The following is a 17,916-nucleotide window of genomic DNA, read 5'->3' as shown; positions in this document are numbered from 1 at the left end:
CCTTAAAAAAGGATTTTTGATAGCCCAATAGTGAAATATTTCAGTATTGGGTTATTTTTTTCCTTTCATTTGAACGTGTAATGCACTATATTTACTAGTACAATTTTACAAAAACACTTTTTTGCATTATGAGTTTTGATGACCATATGATTACAACTAATTTAAACACTACAGTTATTAAAACAGGACTACATATTATATTAACAACTGATGAAGATGACTCGAGGCCAGTATACCTATCGGGGAATTTCAATAATTGGCTGACCCAAGACAAAGCTTATGTAATGGAAAAGATTGGTAGTGGCTTATACCATTTTAAATTTACACATGATTTTGAATATCCTGATACGTTACTCTACAAGTTTACAAAAGGAGATTGGAGTGAGGTTGAAATTGATGCCGATGGCAATATTACCAGTAATAGATCTACAACCAATCATTCTGGAGTTCAAAAAGAGCACGTTAGTAAATGGAGAAGGAACTGGTTACCTTTTAAACCAAACTATCTGCCCAAAATAGTATTGATATCTGATGAGTTTGAAATTCCTCAACTAAATAAAACAAGAAAAATATGGGCGCTTCTACCGCATGATTATGATAGTTCTTCTGAAAGTTATCCCGTAATGTATTTACAAGATGCGCAAAATTTGTTCAATGAAAAGGCGGAGTATGGCAATTGGGAAATTGATAAAAAATTGGCAGTAATGTCCGAATACAAAATCGGAAAAATTATTATTATCGCAATAGAACACGCTAAAGAAGACCGAATAAAAGAATACAATGTCGGAACAACCCTGTTGGGGAAAGGCCAAGGTAAAAAATACATTAAGTTTTTGACAGAAACCTTGAAACCGTTTGTAGATTCTAATTTCAGAACCAAAAAAGAAAGAGAGTTCACAGGGATAGGAGGAAGTTCGATGGGCGCATTAGTCAGTATTTTTAGCGGAATTCGCTATCCCGAGATTTTTGGTAGACTAATGATTTTTTCACCATCATTGTGGGTGGGTCCCAAATTAAAGATCAAAAGTCATGAAGAGGCGCAGGATACAAAAATATATTTGTATGCTGGAGGAGATGAAAGTGAAACGATGATTGATCAAGTTCAAAAATTTAAAAATCAAATGATTGAAGATCGTTTTGTGGCAAACAGAATGAAAATTAATTTAAGTATAAATAAATTAGGAAAGCATACCGAAACTTTTTGGAGTGATGAATTTCCAAAGGCAATTGAATGGCTATTTTTTAACACTAAAGAAAACTAAATGAAAATTAAAGAAGTAACACAGTTAGAAAATTTTTCAGGAACAGTGATCGTTCCAGTTTATGAGACTAATCCCAAAAATATAGTTCCAATTGAATTTGAAGAAATAGTGCTCTCGTCAAAGGTTTTTTTTGGTAAAAAGAACAGTCGCTATGTTGTTGAAAAAGGTAATGCGTTATACTTATTTATCGGAATAGGTAAAACAATTGATTATTCAAACTTAAAGACCCTTTTTCGTAGCGTTTCTCAAAAGGAGGAAAGCTATTTTAGTCAAAATGTGGCGCTATATATTCCTGATGCTTTTAATGAGGATCTAGTGGAGGCAGTTGTATCTGGGCTACTTCTAGGAACCTATAATTTAGGACATTTTAAGAAAAAGGAAGCGCATTCGTTTTTAAATTCAGCATTCCAATTAGAAATTTTTTCCTCAAAAAGTTATGCTTCCGTTGTAAATAAATCGATCAAAATTGCACGTGCTCAATTAGAAGTACTAGCTCTTGTAGACCTACCTCCTAATACTGTAACTCCTCATTACCTGGGACTATGGGCAAAGGAGAAAGGAGAGAAACATGGGTTTGAAGTAAAAATTCTTGGACGAGAAGCTGCCAAAATTGAGGGTTTAGGCGCTTTTTTAGCCGTTGGTCAAGGAAGCGAAAATGAACCGCAATTCATTATAATGGATTACGTTCCTGCGACTAAATCGGATACCTTTAAACATGTAGGTTTAGTTGGCAAGGGAGTTACCTTTGATACTGGAGGACTCAACATTAAAACGGCAGGGATGTTGCACATGAAATGTGATATGGCTGGCGCAGCAGCAGTATTAGGTACTATGCAATTAATATCTGATTTACAATTACCCATTAAAGTGACTGCAATTGTTCCTTGTACAGAAAATTCAGTTAGCGGAAAATCATTTTTACCTAGCGATGTGATTACAAGTTACAGTGGTAATTCAATAGAAATTATTGATACTGACGCAGAGGGACGTTTAATATTGGCTGATGGAATTTCCTATATGCTAAAAAATTATAAGCCAGAATACTTAGTAGATATAGCAACACTAACAGGTAGTAGCGTAGGAACTTTTGGTTATGAATGCGGTGCCTTATTTACTAATAATGAATCAATTGCAAGACAATTACAAGATGCTGGAAATTCAATTGGTGAACGATTATGGCAATTACCGCTTTGGGATTGCTACAAACAAGATATAGAAAGTGATATTGCCGACGTAAAAAATTATAGTGGAAAACCAGTCGCCGGAGCTATCAGTGCAGCTAAATTTTTAGAATTTTTTACAGAGGAGCATACCGCTTGGGCGCATTTAGATATTGCAGGAGTAGCTTTTGGTGATGACGAATTTGCAAAAAGTAAGCATGCGACTGCTTACGGTGTTCATTTATTGACTAAATTCATTGAAAATATATAGACTTATGGAAAATGTTAAAACTTTTATTTGTATTTCAAATTATTTCAAAGGAGCTGATTTTTTAACGCACCTACATAGCCTTGGAAATAAAGTTTATCTCATCACTAGCGAAAAGTTACGAGATAAACCTTGGCCACATGACGCCATTGAGGAAATATTTTATATGCAAGGTCAGGATATAGATTGGAATCTGGAGCATTTATTATTAGGAGTAGGCAATCTTATGAAAGCTAATAAAATTGATGCGATAGTTGCTTTAGATGATTATGATGTTGAAAAAGCTACTTATTTGCGCGAGAACCTACGTATCGACGGTATGGGACAAACTACCGGTCGCTATTTCAGAGATAAGCTTGCGATGCGCATGCGAGCAAAAAGTTGCGGTATTTCTAACCCTACATTTTGTTCTCTTTTTAATGACCACGATATTAACACATTTGCTGATACCGTGCAAGCTCCATGGGTTTTAAAACCAAGGTCAGAGGCATCTGCATCTGGAATCATAAAGGTTTTTGATAAAGAAAGTTTATGGATACATATTAACGAAATGGGAAATAACCGTTTTAAATATCTTTTAGAACAATTTAAGCCAGGTGCAGTTTATCATTGTGACAGCTTAATTTTAGATAAAAAAGTTATATTTAGTTTAACCTCTAAATATCTAGCCACACCAATGGAAATTTCACAGGGTGGTGGTGTTTTTAGAAGTTCGAACATTCCGTATGGGTCGGATGATGATAAGGCAATAAAAGAGGTTAATGAGCAAGTCATGAAGGGATTTGGTTTAAAACATGGTGCTGCGCATACTGAATTCATAAAGTGCGATGATGATGGTAAAATATATTTTCTAGAAACATCTTCGAGAGTAGGAGGAGCACACCTTGCCGAGATGGTTGATGCTGCTTCTAATATTAATTTATGGAAAGAATGGGCCGCTATAGAAGATGCCTTGGTAAAAGGGAAAAAATATAAATTACCAAAGATTAAAAAAGAATATGCAGGTATTGTTCTAACTTTGTCTAAAGATCAGAAACCAAATTTATCTTCTTTTGCAGATCCTGAAGTTTGTTTTACAGTCCCTCTAGATTACCATGCCGGAATTATTGTACAGTCTAAAAAAAGTGAACGAATTTTAGAGTTATTAAATAATTATACAGATCGCTTGGTCGCTGATTTTTCTGTGGTGGTTGCACAAGAAAAAGTAACTAAACTACATTAATATATTTTAGAATAAAACAGTAATAATTCCTATCGTATTTCATGAAAAAATATCTTTTACCCTTGATTTTAGTGTTTTGTTTAGCACAAAATAGCCACTCTCAAGGGCTATTATCTAAATCTGATATTCAGTTTACTAGGCAAGACTCTTTACGCGGCAGTATCACTAAAGAGCGATCATGGTGGGATGTGAAACATTATCATTTAGATATCAAAGTAAACCCTAAAGACAGTACTATAACAGGTTCAAACACTATTAAGTATTCCGTTTTAGAAAGTCATGATGTAATGCAAATTGATTTGCAGCAACCTATGGCTATTAGTAGAGTGGTTCAAGATGGGGTAAATTTAAAATTTAAGCGAGAAGGAAATGTATATTTCATTACTATGGCTTCACCACAAAAAACAGCAGCAATTAAAGAACTTACTGTTTTTTATGGCGGAAAACCCAAAGTAGCTATCAATCCGCCTTGGGACGGCGGAATCACATGGAAAAAAGATGCAAATGGAAAACTTTTTATTGCCTCCTCTTGTCAAGGTTTGGGTGCTAGTGTTTGGTGGCCTAATAAAGATCATATGTATGACGAGGTAGAGAATATGTTGATTAGCGTGAATGTTCCAGGGGATTTAGTAAACGTATCCAACGGTCGTTTGCAAAGCGTAAAAACAGTAAAAGATGGAACAAAAACTTATAATTGGTATGTTGCTAATCCGATAAATAATTACGGTGTCAATATCAATATTGGTGATTATGTTTCCTTTTCAGAAAAATTTAAAGGTGAAAAAGGAAATCTGGATTGTACCTATTACGTTTTAAGAGATAATTTAGCCAAAGCCAAAGAACAATTTAAAGATGTTCCGCGCATGTTGCAAGCATTTGAACATTGGTTTGGACCGTATCCTTTTTATGAGGATAGTTATAAATTGGTAGAAGCTCCCTATTTGGGTATGGAACATCAAAGTTCCGTTACTTATGGAAATGGTTACAAGAATGGCTATCGTGGTAGAGATCTAAGTGGAACAGGCTGGGGATTAAAATTCGATTTTATAATTATTCATGAGTCGGGTCACGAGTGGTTTGCAAATAACATTACTTACAAGGACATTGCTGATATGTGGATCCACGAAAGTTTTACAAACTACTCTGAAAGTTTATTTTTGGAATATTTTTATGGTAAAGAAGCTGGCTATACTTATGTAAGGGGGATTAGAAAGAACATTAAAAATGACAAACCTATAATTGGTCAATACAATGTGAACAATGAGGGTTCGAGTGATATGTATTACAAGGGTGCTAATATGCTACATACCTTACGTCAAATCGTTGATAATGATGCTAAATGGCGCATGATTTTGAGAGGCTTGAGCAGTACATTCTACCATCAAACCGTATCAACAAAGCAAATTGAAGATTATCTGTCGAAAGAAATAGGGATAGATTTGGAACCTTTTTTTAATCAATACTTGAGAGATACTAGAATACCTACCTTAGAATATTTTTTAAAAGATGAAACTTTAGGTTACCGTTGGACAAACTGTGTAGTAGGTTTTAACATGCCAGTAAAAGTTCAAATAAGTGGTCAAGAGCAATTGCTAAAAGCAAATACAGAATGGCAAAAGAAAGCAGTTAATCAAAAAGAATTAAAATTAAGTATTGACAAAAATTTTTATGTAGCGAGTTTTGAAATTACAGAGTAAAATATACTAATTTTAACCTCGATATATCAAAGTGAAAATCTTAAAAAGTGAAATGACTATGAAAAATTGCAGCACCTTATTCTATTCTCTTTTATTCATAAGCACTACTTCTTTTGCTCAAGACAGTAAGACTGTAAGCTTAATTCCTGAAAATACAGCTAAAGACTCTGTTACTATCGCAGTATCTAGTGAAATGCTTGATGAAGAGGTATATTGGAGTATTATTGAAAACTCGATAAAAGAAACCAGTTCTACTGAGGACCAAGAAATTTTTTTGGTAAATGAAGTTGAAAAATTGACTCCTAAAGAAATGATAGGTTTTCGTTTGCGAACGGATAAACTATTGTATGATTCCTATACCTCTGATCTTTGGTGTGCTGCATATATAATGCATGGAGGTTGCAGCGATGATGGTTTTGAATATTTTAGATGTTGGCTAATATCTAGAGGGAAAGACACGTTTTACAAAGCGAAGGCCAATCCTGATACTTTAATTGATTTGGTTAAAGAAGGTGAGGAATTGTATGAATTTGAAGGATTTTGGTATGTGGCAATCAATGCTTTTAAAAATGTGACTGATAAAGAACTCTATTCCTACATCGATTACGATTCTTTCGTAACTAATGATGAAAACTATCCATTGTTGAATTTCACATGGAATGTTGATGAGCCTCAAACAATGAAAAACGTTTGTCCAGTGCTTTATGAAAAATTGTGGAAATAGTTTTACTCTTTTTCAAATAGACCAATTGTACCTCCAACCCAGTCTTTATCTTTATTGAATTTAACGCCAATCATTTCACCTCGACTCAATCGAACCAAATTACAAAGTAGGGTAGGTGATGCATCTTTCTTTTTCCACGTACATAGCACACGCACTTCTGCTTTGACCTTACCATCAGGAGATTGAACTACAGGACTATAAGTCACCTTTTTCTGTAAGATGTATAATTCTTTATCAACAACAGCTTTAATATCTTCTTTCTTTACATTAAAAACCACACCTGAACCTGAGAAAGAGAATAAAGGTTTTAATACGTAGTTTTGAAGGTCTTCCGGAATTACTTTTAATTCGCTCAACAAAGTTGACTCAATGAAATAAGGACCTTTTAAAAAGGGTAAAATAAATTTACTGATTCTAAAAAACCAATTAGGATGTCCTGCCCATTCGACGTCCAATTCATCAGCGAAACTAAATTGTAGCCTTAGGTCTGTTCTTAAATCTAATTCATCAAAAATTACACGATTGTAGATTCTTTTTATAACAATTTCAGTTCCGTCTTTATTTATATAAAAAAGCTGTTTTCCTCTTTTAAAAACCTCTGTAACGCACACTATTGGAATTCCAAGAACCCGGTTACAATAATAAAAATCGATTTTAGTATTTTGCTTTTCAGGCTCTATTTCGAGTAAAATAACATTTTCTTTCGGATGATCATTGCAAATGACATCTTCAATATTTTTTAAATATTCTTGTTCGGTAATATTATTAAAAAATGGCGTTAGTTCTTCAAGAAATGCATAATGATTTTTAAATTTGCTATACAATTCGATCTGATAATTGTATAGAGAAGGAAAGCCTTGTACTTCAATTAATTTTGGAATTATTTTACCATCCTCTTCACAAATGCCAAAATCAATAGCTAAAAAAGTAGTGTGCTCATCCTCGTTAGGGACTAAATGATTTAATTCTAATGATTTATCAGTGAGAGATTTAAATTCTTTAGATTGAATGAAAGCTATAACTTGATTTGATCCTTCGATTAGTTGTTCTTTAAGCTCTTTGGATATAAAAAAGGGACTTTCTGCCACTCTAAAAGTAGGCGCATAATTAAAATCAGAAGCAATATCATCCTTAAATGCCTGATACTTTTCCGATGTAAATTGCTCATTAAATAATTTTCTATACTTATTTATCATGCGCTCTCAGGTGGATTAATTTGACATTATTTTTTTAGTCCTAATCAAATCATTTATTGCAGTTCTCAGAAAATTAGGAATTAATGTTTCGTTTGTTCGATAAATTTTGTCATCGTCTAAAAGGTCTTCTAACATATTCCTAAACTTTCTTTTCCCTTTCATTTCTCTGATTCTATCTTTGGCTTCCTTGTTTCGTAAATGAGAAATAAAACTAATAGGATCAGCCTCTGGATGAAATTGAGTTCCTACAAAATATGGCGTAAAGCGTACCGCCATGATAGCGCGTTCATATTGAACGTGATCTCTTATTTTTTCTAATGAAATGATTGTGGCTCCCTTTTTCTTAAAAACATTCAAATTGGGTTGAACAACCTGATAATCTCTAGAGTCTATTGCATAAAATGGATCCGCTAATCCTTCAAAAAGAGAATCATGTAAGCCCTCTTTTGTTTTATGCATAGTCATTACACCAAATGAGGTATCGTTTCTTTTGGTTATTTCAGCAAGACCAAAATGCTTGCAAGCCATTTGAAACGAATGACAAATAAACAAAACGTGCTTTTTAATGTTGTTTTCAGCATTCCACGTGTTTAATTCATCAATAAAGCTATAATACTTCACATCCCAATTACCATCTCCTACTAAGGGATTTCCGGGTCCACCCGTAGAAATATAAATATCGTATTTGCTAATTTCAGGTAGTTCACCTTTTCCTCTAACATCAAAAATTTTAAAACCTACAATAGGTTCGAACCTACTTATTATATCTATGATACAACGCATTCCTTGATTTGGTACACCGTCATACATATCTAGAAGTGCAATCGTGATCTTTTTAGTGCTCATTTTTATTTTTTATATGGTAAATCACAAAGATAAACTATTATGCTATAAGCCCTTTGTAAATTCACTCGTTATAAAATCAACTACTTTTGTTAAGTCTTTTGTTTCTTCAAAAACGGCTAGTTGTTTAGCTGCTCCAGTACCATTTTTTAGAATTTGGTGTACATAATTAATATGGTCTCTACTACCTAATTCATCCACAACATCATCTACGAATTCTAAGAGTTCAACAAGTAAAATACGAGTTTCTACTTCCTTCTGAAGACCAAAATCAATCATGGATCCTTCAATTCCGTATCGAGCGGCTCTAAACTTATTTTCCTTAATCAATGCAGGACGATAGGTGTTAAAGCTCATATTGTGCATATTTAGTTTATATAATTTAGCTACAATAGCCTGTATTACAGATACTATACACATGGTTTCCTCCACCGTTAAACACATATCGCAAATTCGAAATTCGATCGTGTCATAAAAGGGATGCAAGCGCAAGTCCCACCAAATTTTCTTTGGATTATCAATACAGTTTGTTTTCACCAAGGTTTCCAAGAAATTGTCATAGGCAGCAACTGACTCAAAATATTCTGGTAAACCAGTTCTGGGAAATTTATCAAAAACTTTTGTTCTAAACGATTTATATCCAGTTTGTCTTCCTTCCCAAAAAGGAGAATTAGTCGAAAGTGCAAATATATGGGGTAAAAAATAACAAGCTTGATTCATTAATTGCAAGCCAATTTCTCTATTTTCAATACCAACATGACAGTGCATACCAAAAATTAAATTAGAGCGTGCGGCATCCTGCATTTCGTTGACAATCATGTGATAACGAGGATCATCAGTAATGGGTTGGTCTTGCCATTTAGAAAAGGGATGTGTTCCAGCACCACCAACAATCAAATCTTGCTTATCAGCTAATTCAACTATTTTAGATCGCAAGAATTTAATTTCCTTTTCGGCTTCATGAACATTTTTGCAAATATTTGTTCCAACTTCCACAACCGATTGGTGCATCTCAGACTTAACTTGCTCATTTAATATAATTTTTGCACCATCAACTATTTTTGATAAATGAGAGCGCAAATCTCTCGTAACCGGATCAATGATTTGGTATTCTTCTTCTACGCCAAGGGTAAAAACAGGTAATTTTTTCATCTTTAATTTTTTAGAAGCTATTTACTTCGTCAGTTCGCTTCGCTCGTATCTATCTGTTACAATCAACCTCGCCATACAGGTAGCTAACTGGAGCCTCACTAGGATTTCTATTACTATCTGGGCTAGATATTTGAGTGTATCACATTATTATTTTGTCGCAATAGCCTCTTTCATAAAGGTTCCCCAAGTCAAGTTAATTTTTCCAGGTTTTTGTTTTTTAGCAGCAGCGATAGCGATCTTTGCAGACTCTTCAACCACCCATTCAAAATTTTCTGCTCCAACAGAGTTAACGTCTGCATCAGGTGCTGGATTTCCAAAATCAATGGCGTATGGAATACCGTCTCTAACCGCGAACTCTACCGTGTTGAAATCGTATCCTAGGCCTTTACAAAGCTTTAGAGTGTAGTCCTTTATAGAGGCTAATAATTTTTTATCAACTGGAGGTCCATCTAAAACATAACGCAAGTGGGGCTCATTTCGGGGCTCGTATTGCATAATTTTCACCGCTTTGCAACCAAGGCAATACACTCTAAAGTATTCAGTAAATATAATTTCTTCTTGCAAAAGCATTACTAGTTGTCCTGTTTCTTGATGCTTTTCCCAAAACTCTTCTTTGTTTTCTAAACGATATACATTTTTCCAGCCACCACCAGCATAAGGCTTCATATAAGCAGGGAATTTAATATAGTCAAAAATGGCTTCCCAGTTCATGGGGTATTTTAAATTGCGGAAAGATTTGCCCGTTGTATCTGTAGGGTGCTCTGCAGAGGGTAGTAAAACAGTATTAGGTAGTGGCACACCTAAGGTATCGGCTAATGAATTATTAAAAAATTTATCATCAGCGCTCCACCAAAACGGATTATTAATCACGTTAGTTCCAGTTAAAGCAGCGTTTTTTAAATAAGCTCTGTAAAAAGGTACATCTTGAGATATACGGTCAATAATTACGGCATAATCTCCGTCTTTGTTTTGAACCACCATATCAATACTAACTGCTTCAGCAATAATATCCTTTTCGTTTTTTGAATTTACTCTATCTATAAAGGCCTGTGGAAAAGTGTCTTCCATTCCAAATAATATTCCAATTTTCTTCATTGCTCTGTTTTTTATATTTTAAACTTATTATTTGTGGGATTAAAAAAACTTGATTCGGGATAAATAATGCGGAAACATTTCTTTCCAAACAGGCCAATCATGTTTTCGATCAGCTCTCACATCAAGCCAATGCTGGACTCCTCTGTCATTTAGAACTTTATGAAGTTTCAAATTCGCATCATAACAAATGTCCCAATTGGAAGTTCCTAGAACAATATCCATGTTCCATAATTCATGATCTTCAAGACCAGATAAGTAATCAAGTGGGCTATTGTAAAATACATCGTCGTTATGAAATCCGTCTAGAAAACTTTTTATCTCAAATGCTCCACCCATTGAAAATAAATGACTTACATAACCGGGATGTCTAAACGCAAAATTGGCGGCATGATAGCCTCCAAAGCTGCACCCTGCCATCGCTACTTTGCCAGAATGGGTATTGTTCTTTACTTTTTCTACAATTTCGTGACAAATCATTTTATCATACCTAACATGATTTTCTATACGGTGTACGGGATGAATATTCTTGTTGTAAAAACTATCTTTATCAACACTGCTTGGGCAATAAATTTGAATTAATCCTTGCTCAACAAACCATCTTGCCGACTCAATAAGTCCCATATCCTTGTTTTCGTGGAAGCTTCCCATGGAAGTTGGAAATAAAACTACAGGATAACCTGCATGTCCAAAAACTAACATTTCAACTTCTCTGTATAGGTTTGGTGAATACCATTTAAAATATTCCTCTTTCATAACTTTGTTTTAAACAATAATAACGAAAAAAAGTGTGCCAATAACATATTATGTCATTGTGTTGCTTCTTTTAATGTTTTTTACAAATCAGATTATCAATAACTTATAATACTTTAATTTTACTGGTGTGTCCACCTAGTATATTGCGATATTCATAAAATTAAATCCGCTGATTTTACTTTTTTTCTATGTCTCTGGGTTGATCAAATAGTTGAACCTGACTTTTTAATCGCTCTAGCAACATAGTCATCATCCGTTTACTCAGATTGGAAGAATTATTACTATACAATAAATATTCCTCCATGGTGAAAAGTCCTATGACCATTCCTTTTAAAGTATTTCGGTATTTTACATCTTTTTGAAGAGCATTTTCAATTACGCCTAAGCGCTTATCAATGGTAAGATTATAAAAATCTCCTTTGTACTTTGTGATGTAATTTTTAAATGAGGCTATAAATAAGTCGTTCTGAAGTTTTAAAATGGGCCTGAGAACTCTATTTTGGAAAATTTCTTCTGCGGAGGAATCAGTACTTATGGAGCCTATTGTTTGCCCTCTTAAATCCTTTATGAATGTATCTCTTTCGATCATTTTTTTTTCTTAAAAATAAAGAAAATTTTATTGAGATGAGTTACTTTAGCGTTACTAAAAAAATGTTTATGCGCTTTCATACTAGAAAATGGGTTAAACCCGAAGATTTAAATCCAAACGGAACTTTATTTGGTGGACAACTTTTAGCTTGGATAGACGAGGAGTTGGCTTTATATACCATTATTCAATTAGAAAACTCCAGAGTTGTTACTAAGCACATGTCCGAAATTAATTTCAGAAGCTCAGCCAAGCAAGGCGATATTATTGAGATTGGTATTGACGTTGTTAAATTCGGTAAAAGTTCGCTTACGCTCAAATGTGAAGCAAGAAATATGATGACTCGAGAAACAATTATTTCAATTGATACTACGACAATGGTCAATTTAGATGCAGACGGAAAACCCAAACCTCATGGAAAAACTGAAATAGAATTTGTAAAAAATAGAGTGTAATTTTTTTTTTAAATCTTTTTAACTACTGCTTGATAAATACAATATCTAAATAGTGTGTATATGGGTTTTTGTACAAGATTAAAAACTTTATTGTTATTTCATTCCGGTGAATGTAAGTACTAGGACTTTGTAATTGTAACTTTAGACGGTAGTTCAAACACTTCCAATCCAAAATAGGGAACAGATGCAATAATATGGTCAAAAACATCAGACATTACATATTCATAACTTTCCCATCTTTTATCGCTTGTAAAAGCATAAATCTCTAAAGGTACCCCGTTTACAGTAGATTGCAATTGACGACACATCAGTAACATTTCTTGATTGATGGCGGGATGATTAGCTAAGTATTGCATAATATACTTTCTAAAAACGCCCATATTTGTCATGTTTCGACCGTTAATGGCAATCGATTTATCAATGCCACGATCCGTATTGTAATTATTAATCTCCGCTTTACGGCTATCTATATAAGCGGTAATAAGGTTGATGTTTTTTAGATTATCTAATTCCGAATCATTCAAAAAACGAATACTACTGGTTTTGATTAAAATGTGTCTTTTAATTCGTCTTCCATCAGAATTTAACATTCCTCTCCAGTTCTGAAACGAATCAGAGCTTAAGCTGTAGGTAGGAATCGTGGTGGTGGTATTGTCAAAATTCCGAACCTTAACAGTGGTTAAATTAATTTCAATCACATCTCCGTCTGCGCCAAATTTCTCCATTGTAATCCAGTCGCCAATACGAATCATATCGTTTACAGATACTTGAACACTAGCGACAAATCCTAAAATAATATCTCTAAAAATCAATATTATTAAAGCCGAAACAGCTCCAAAAGTAGTCAGTAATTCTGTATGTCCTATCTCGAATAATCTGGAAATAATAATAATAATACCTACTATCCAAAGCAGGATCATGATTACCTGAATGAAACTGTCGATAGGCTTATCACTGTAACGAGGCTTTAGCTTTAAATAATCTCGCAAGGCATTAAAAATTGTTCTAATAATCCATAGAACAAGTATCACAATATAGATGCCTACAAGTTTGCCAAAAACACCTTCCCAATACTCATATTTTTCTAAAATAACGGGTACTGATTTGTAGATGAATAACAAAGGAATCAAGTGAGCTATGTATTTTGCTGTTTTATTAGTTACTAATAAATCATCAAAACGTGTTTTTGTTCGTCGGGCAATAAAAACCATTATTGTAACCAGTAACAGCCTGAAAACAATATATATACTATAAGCAAGTAAGCACAGTATAGCAATGTTAATCACTAAACTAATGTAGGAAGCAAAAGTATAATTCATCCCTATTTTTCTAAAAAAAGGATAGAGTAAAGTAAATATTTTAGAAGCTGCTTTAAACATTTTTACAGTATTTCTTTTCGATATAAAAAGTTCCAAACGGAATTAATGATGCAGCTAAAATAATCCCCAAAGTCGGATAATTCCAATTTTGCTGTTTCTTTAATAAGATAGCTAAAATGATATATGCAATAAATAAAAATCCGTGAGCCATACCAAAAGGCCTAAGAATAACATGATACAAGTCAGGATTATACGTTTTAAGGATAAGCATATTAGCAATTAACACTAAATAAGATATTCCTTCTAGAATGGCTGTAACCTTGAAAACCTTTAACATTGCATTTATTTTATTTGATTTAGGCCAAAATTAAGTATTATGATTCATTTTTTGGGTATTACAACCTAAACTAATTTACTTTTGTAATCCTAAACTTTGATAATGAGCAAGCGAGAATTAAAAAAGTATCTAAAAGATTTGACTAAAGAACAACTCGAGGAGCAAATGGTAGCGCTTTATGAGAAATTTATTCCCGTAAAGGTTTATTATAACTTTGTTTTTAACCCAAACGAAAATGCACTCTTGCAGGAATATAAAGTTAAAGTCTCACATGAATATTTTCCAATTCAAAAAGGCAAAATAAAGCGAAGACCTAAAATGCGTCGTTCTGTGGCTCAAAAAATGATCAAGCATTTTATCCTTTTGGGCGTAGACCCGTATGTAATTGCTGACGCTATGTGTTATCAAATTGAAATAGCACAAGCTTATTCTGTAGATCATTTTATTAAACAAGAGTTGTTTTTTAAAAGTATGTTAACCTATTTTGAGCAAGTGATTCGGTTTTCGATAGCAAACGGAATGGTAACCGATTTCAAGTCTCGGCTAATTTCTATAAGTAATGAAACCACTACACAACGGTGGCAAAACAAGGAGGGATTTGTTGCGGCGCTAGAGAAAATAGAGGATTAAGTAGATTCCGTTAATCAAAATTATTTAATGACATCGGGATATTTTCAATTAAATATACCCGATAAACTGTTTTTTAGACGTATTTTTGCAAAAACCCAACAAAAAACAATGTTTGAAAATACTATAGAAATAGAAAAAGAAGACAGAAAAGAACTTTATGCATACCAACAAGGTGACATCGATGCTATATTTGAACGTATCGATAACGGACCTAAACAACATCACCTGCTTTACCAGCTTCCTACCGGTGGTGGTAAAACAGTTATTTTCTCTGAAATTGTTCGTCGTTATTTATCCAAGCACGATTTAAAGGTCGTTGTTTTAACGCACCGAATCGAGCTTTGTAAGCAAACATCAAAGATGCTTAAAGGTTTTGGAGTAAAAAACAAGATCATTAACAGTAAGGTAAAGGAGTTACCAGATCAAAATGATTTTTCGTGTTTTGTTGCCATGGTAGAAACCCTTAAAAATCGTATTTACGACGAAAAATTACACCTTGACAACGTAGGTTTAGTAATTATTGATGAGGCCCATTACAACTCTTTCAGGAAATTACTAAGTTCCTTTACAAACGCGTTTATTTTAGGAGTAACGGCAACGCCATTAAGTTCTAATATTAAATTACCAATGCACGAAAGCTACGATGAATTAATCGTAGGTGACACTATTAGTTCGTTAATTAACAATGGGTTTTTGGCTCGAGCAACAACCTATAGCTACGATGTAGGGTTAACTTCTCTTAAAGTAGGTATTAATGGAGATTACACAGTAAAATCCTCTGATGATTTGTACACTAACATGCACATGCAAGAGAAACTGTTACACGCCTATACTGAGAAATCATTAGGTAAAAAGACCCTAATTTTCAATAACGGAATCAATACTTCATTGTATGTATATGAAACTTTTAGGGAAGCAGGCTATCCAATACGTCACTTAGATAATACTAGTAATGCAGAGGAACGTAAGGACATTTTGCATTGGTTCAAACATACACCTGATGCTATTTTAACGTCAGTGGGAATTCTTACCACAGGTTTTGATGAACCTACTGTAGAAACAATCATATTAAATAGAGCAACAAAATCCTTAACCTTGTATTACCAAATGATTGGTCGTGGTTCTCGTAAACTACCTAACAAGGATGATTTTACGGTGATTGATTTAGGTAATAATGCAGCTCGTTTTGGTCTATGGAGTGAGCCGGTAAACTGGCAACATATTTTTAAATCTCCGGAATTCTATTTAGAAAATCTGCGTGACGACACTGAGATTGAACTTTATTTTAAGTATTCAATGCCACCTGAATTACGCGCTAAATTTAGTAATACTGAAGATGTTACTTTTGACATAGACGAAGAACATAAGCTCGCCATCAAGCAAAATTTACGTTCAAAGGTTGTGCTAGAGAAATCTTTAGAGCAACACAGTACCATGTGCGTTTACAATACAGAGACGCTGCAGGAAGCAAAAGCATTAGCTAAGGAACTTGATGATGATATTGATTGTCGTATCAAGCGCTATTCAAAATGTTTGAGCCAGTGCAGTAAAAACTATCGTGAATGGCTAATTGACGATTACAAATTAAAACTAACTTTGTTACTAGGTAAAAAGTATCGTGAGAAAATCATGAATGAGCCTGATGACGAGGAGTAAAATAAGGAGCTTTTTCCTGCTGTACACTTTATCTCTTGTGGTGAACACCAACACAAGAGGATATCGTTTCCATCAGGGCTAGAAAGTTGCACATCAATCACATTTTCATAAAATAATACATCCACAACATATGTCAAAACAATTCTCAGATCTTGGAATTTCGGCACCAATTTGCAAAGCGTTAAGCGAATTGAAAATTGTAACGCCAACAGAGATTCAGCAAAAAGCAATTCCGCTATTATTAGCTAATAAAACAGATGTAGTAGGACTTGCTAAAACAGGAACGGGAAAAACGGCTGCTTTTGGATTACCACTTATACAATTAATTGATACAAATAAGGCACACGTTCAAGCTGTAATATTAGTTCCAACAAGAGAATTAGGGCAACAAATTTTTACTAATTTAGAAGCTTTTTCGCAGTTTTTACCTGATGTTTCGATAGCAGCAACTTGTGGAGGAATACCTATAAAACCCCAAATAGAACGCTTGACGAATCCAACTCATATAGTTGTAGCCACACCAGGACGTTTAATTGACTTGATTCAACGAAAAGCAATCAATCTGAAGGAAACCAACTTTTTAGTTCTAGATGAGGCTGATGAAATGGTCAGTATCTTAAAAGAAAGTTTAGACGAAATAGTAGCTGAATTACCTAAGGATCATAAAACGATTTTGTTCTCAGCAACTATGCCGGGGACCATCAAACAATTGGTGCAGAATTACTTGAACAAAAATGTAGTACAAGTAAGTGCAAGTATGGAAACTGTAGGGAATCAGGATATTGATCACGAATATATAGTGGTCGATCCTATCGAGAAACTAGATGTTTTGATGCACTTTTTAAATTCGAAAGAAGGAGAACGCGGAATTATATTTTGTAAAACAAAGGCAGCAGTAAACAAACTTGCAAAAAATTTGGCAATTAACCGCTTTTCATCAGGTGCTTTGCATGGAAGTTTGTCACAAGGAATTAGAGATCGTATCATGGAGCAATTTCGTGAAGGACATATCAATATCTTAGTAGCCACTGACTTGGCGGCGAGAGGAATTGATGTAAAGGAAATTTCGTACGTAGTAAACTATCACTTACCAGATGTCTATGAATCTTACGTGCATCGCAGTGGACGTACAGCTAGAGCAGGAGCAAAGGGTTTATCTTTAACTGTTTTACAGCCTGAGGAAGAAAAAGAAATTGTTGATTTTGAAAAAGAACTAGGTATTAAATTCAGTAAGTTCAAGAAACCTTCGGCTTCAAGTATCGAAGAAAACAATACCTTATTATGGGCAAAACAAATTTTTAAAACAAAACCCAACCATGATGTTGATGCTGAATTAAAAACAAAAATAAAAACAGTCTTTCATCACCTTACAAAGGATGAGTTGATAGAAAAACTTTTGGCTAATTATTTGTTGCAGAACAAAAATGAACCAGCTGAAAAACCCGTTAAAAGACAAAAAATGAAAAAGTAAATTCTTCTAGAATTCAATAAAAAACCATTACACAACTTATACAAGTTCCGTAATGGTTTTTTTTATTTTACGGAGCACACATATTTCTAG

The 17,916-nt window shown here is 33.9% G+C and carries 17 protein-coding genes; 9 read left to right on the top strand and 8 right to left on the bottom strand.

The window, feature by feature from the left end:
- The first annotated feature begins 128 nt into the window (after positions 1-128).
- Genes H8R22_RS10860 through H8R22_RS10840 form a run of 5 tightly spaced genes read left to right on the top strand, consistent with a single transcriptional unit; the run spans position 129 to position 6,333 of the window.
- Positions 129-1,262, top strand: coding sequence for an alpha/beta hydrolase-fold protein (locus tag H8R22_RS10860; protein WP_187010403.1), 1,134 nt, complete (start codon positions 129-131; stop codon positions 1,260-1,262).
- Positions 1,263-2,693 carry a leucyl aminopeptidase family protein gene (locus H8R22_RS10855; protein ID WP_187010402.1) on the top strand — a complete coding sequence of 477 codons (1,431 nt, stop codon included), beginning with the start codon at positions 1,263-1,265 and terminating at the stop codon, positions 2,691-2,693.
- Between the two features lie 4 nt (positions 2,694-2,697).
- Entirely contained in the window at positions 2,698-3,912 is a 1,215-nt protein-coding gene (locus H8R22_RS10850; protein WP_187010401.1) for an ATP-grasp domain-containing protein, read from the top strand.
- A 41-nt stretch (positions 3,913-3,953) separates the two neighbouring features.
- Entirely contained in the window at positions 3,954-5,609 is a 1,656-nt protein-coding gene (locus H8R22_RS10845; RefSeq protein ID WP_187010400.1) for a M1 family metallopeptidase, read from the top strand.
- Between the two features lie 58 nt (positions 5,610-5,667).
- A complete protein-coding gene (locus tag H8R22_RS10840; protein ID WP_187010399.1) occupies positions 5,668-6,333 on the top strand; it encodes a DUF4240 domain-containing protein in 666 nt (221 codons plus the stop codon).
- 2 nt (positions 6,334-6,335) lie between these two features.
- Here H8R22_RS10840 and H8R22_RS10835 read toward each other — a convergent pair whose 3' ends face one another.
- The 6 genes from H8R22_RS10835 to H8R22_RS10810 all read right to left on the bottom strand — a co-directional run bounded on the left by H8R22_RS10835 (position 6,336) and on the right by H8R22_RS10810 (position 11,961).
- Positions 6,336-7,529: a hypothetical protein gene (locus H8R22_RS10835; protein ID WP_187010398.1), complete on the bottom strand. Its 1,194-nt coding sequence runs from the start codon at positions 7,527-7,529 to the stop codon at positions 6,336-6,338.
- Positions 7,530-7,544: 15 nt separating this feature from the next.
- Positions 7,545-8,375, bottom strand: a complete 831-nt coding sequence (locus H8R22_RS10830; RefSeq protein ID WP_187010397.1) for a type 1 glutamine amidotransferase — start codon at positions 8,373-8,375, stop codon at positions 7,545-7,547.
- Positions 8,376-8,417: 42 nt separating this feature from the next.
- On the bottom strand, positions 8,418-9,524 hold the full coding sequence (locus H8R22_RS10825) for a carboxylate-amine ligase (RefSeq protein ID WP_187010396.1): 1,107 nt from the start codon (positions 9,522-9,524) through the stop codon (positions 8,418-8,420).
- Between the two features lie 147 nt (positions 9,525-9,671).
- The gene (locus tag H8R22_RS10820; protein ID WP_187010395.1) at positions 9,672-10,619 is read right to left on the bottom strand and encodes an ATP-grasp domain-containing protein; all 948 of its coding nucleotides are present in this window, start codon (positions 10,617-10,619) and stop codon (positions 9,672-9,674) included.
- Between the two features lie 39 nt (positions 10,620-10,658).
- Positions 10,659-11,372 carry an esterase family protein gene (locus H8R22_RS10815; RefSeq protein ID WP_187010394.1) on the bottom strand — a complete coding sequence of 238 codons (714 nt, stop codon included), beginning with the start codon at positions 11,370-11,372 and terminating at the stop codon, positions 10,659-10,661.
- 175 nt (positions 11,373-11,547) lie between these two features.
- Positions 11,548-11,961: a glyoxalase gene (locus H8R22_RS10810; RefSeq protein WP_187010393.1), complete on the bottom strand. Its 414-nt coding sequence runs from the start codon at positions 11,959-11,961 to the stop codon at positions 11,548-11,550.
- Positions 11,962-12,029: 68 nt separating this feature from the next.
- Between H8R22_RS10810 and H8R22_RS10805 the strand changes: the two genes are divergently transcribed.
- A complete protein-coding gene (locus H8R22_RS10805; protein WP_187010392.1) occupies positions 12,030-12,413 on the top strand; it encodes an acyl-CoA thioesterase in 384 nt (127 codons plus the stop codon).
- Between the two features lie 119 nt (positions 12,414-12,532).
- Here the strand turns inward: H8R22_RS10805 and H8R22_RS10800 are convergent, their stop codons facing one another.
- Both H8R22_RS10800 and H8R22_RS10795 read right to left on the bottom strand, forming a co-directional pair.
- Positions 12,533-13,792 (bottom strand): mechanosensitive ion channel family protein, encoded by a 1,260-nt coding sequence (locus H8R22_RS10800; RefSeq protein ID WP_187010391.1) that lies wholly within the window; start codon positions 13,790-13,792, stop codon positions 12,533-12,535.
- Positions 13,785-14,069 (bottom strand): DUF3817 domain-containing protein, encoded by a 285-nt coding sequence (locus tag H8R22_RS10795; RefSeq protein WP_187010390.1) that lies wholly within the window; start codon positions 14,067-14,069, stop codon positions 13,785-13,787. The genes H8R22_RS10800 and H8R22_RS10795 overlap by 8 nt, the downstream gene beginning before the upstream one ends.
- Positions 14,070-14,171: 102 nt before the next feature.
- Here H8R22_RS10795 and H8R22_RS10790 point away from each other — a divergent pair, with 102 nt between their 5' ends.
- The 3 genes from H8R22_RS10790 to H8R22_RS10780 all read left to right on the top strand — a co-directional run bounded on the left by H8R22_RS10790 (position 14,172) and on the right by H8R22_RS10780 (position 17,826).
- Positions 14,172-14,699 (top strand): DUF6155 family protein, encoded by a 528-nt coding sequence (locus H8R22_RS10790; RefSeq protein WP_187010389.1) that lies wholly within the window; start codon positions 14,172-14,174, stop codon positions 14,697-14,699.
- A gap of 108 nt (positions 14,700-14,807) precedes the next feature.
- Positions 14,808-16,355, top strand: a complete 1,548-nt coding sequence (locus H8R22_RS10785; RefSeq protein WP_187010388.1) for a DEAD/DEAH box helicase — start codon at positions 14,808-14,810, stop codon at positions 16,353-16,355.
- A gap of 130 nt (positions 16,356-16,485) precedes the next feature.
- Positions 16,486-17,826: a DEAD/DEAH box helicase gene (locus tag H8R22_RS10780; RefSeq protein ID WP_187010387.1), complete on the top strand. Its 1,341-nt coding sequence runs from the start codon at positions 16,486-16,488 to the stop codon at positions 17,824-17,826.
- Positions 17,827-17,916: the final 90 nt, after the last annotated feature.

This window comes from Flavobacterium kayseriense (assembly GCF_014305095.1).
Classification (GTDB): Bacteria; Bacteroidota; Bacteroidia; order Flavobacteriales; family Flavobacteriaceae; genus Flavobacterium; species Flavobacterium kayseriense.
The sequence above is the reverse complement of the archived record's forward strand: the minus strand, read 5'-3'. Positions and strand labels throughout refer to the sequence as shown.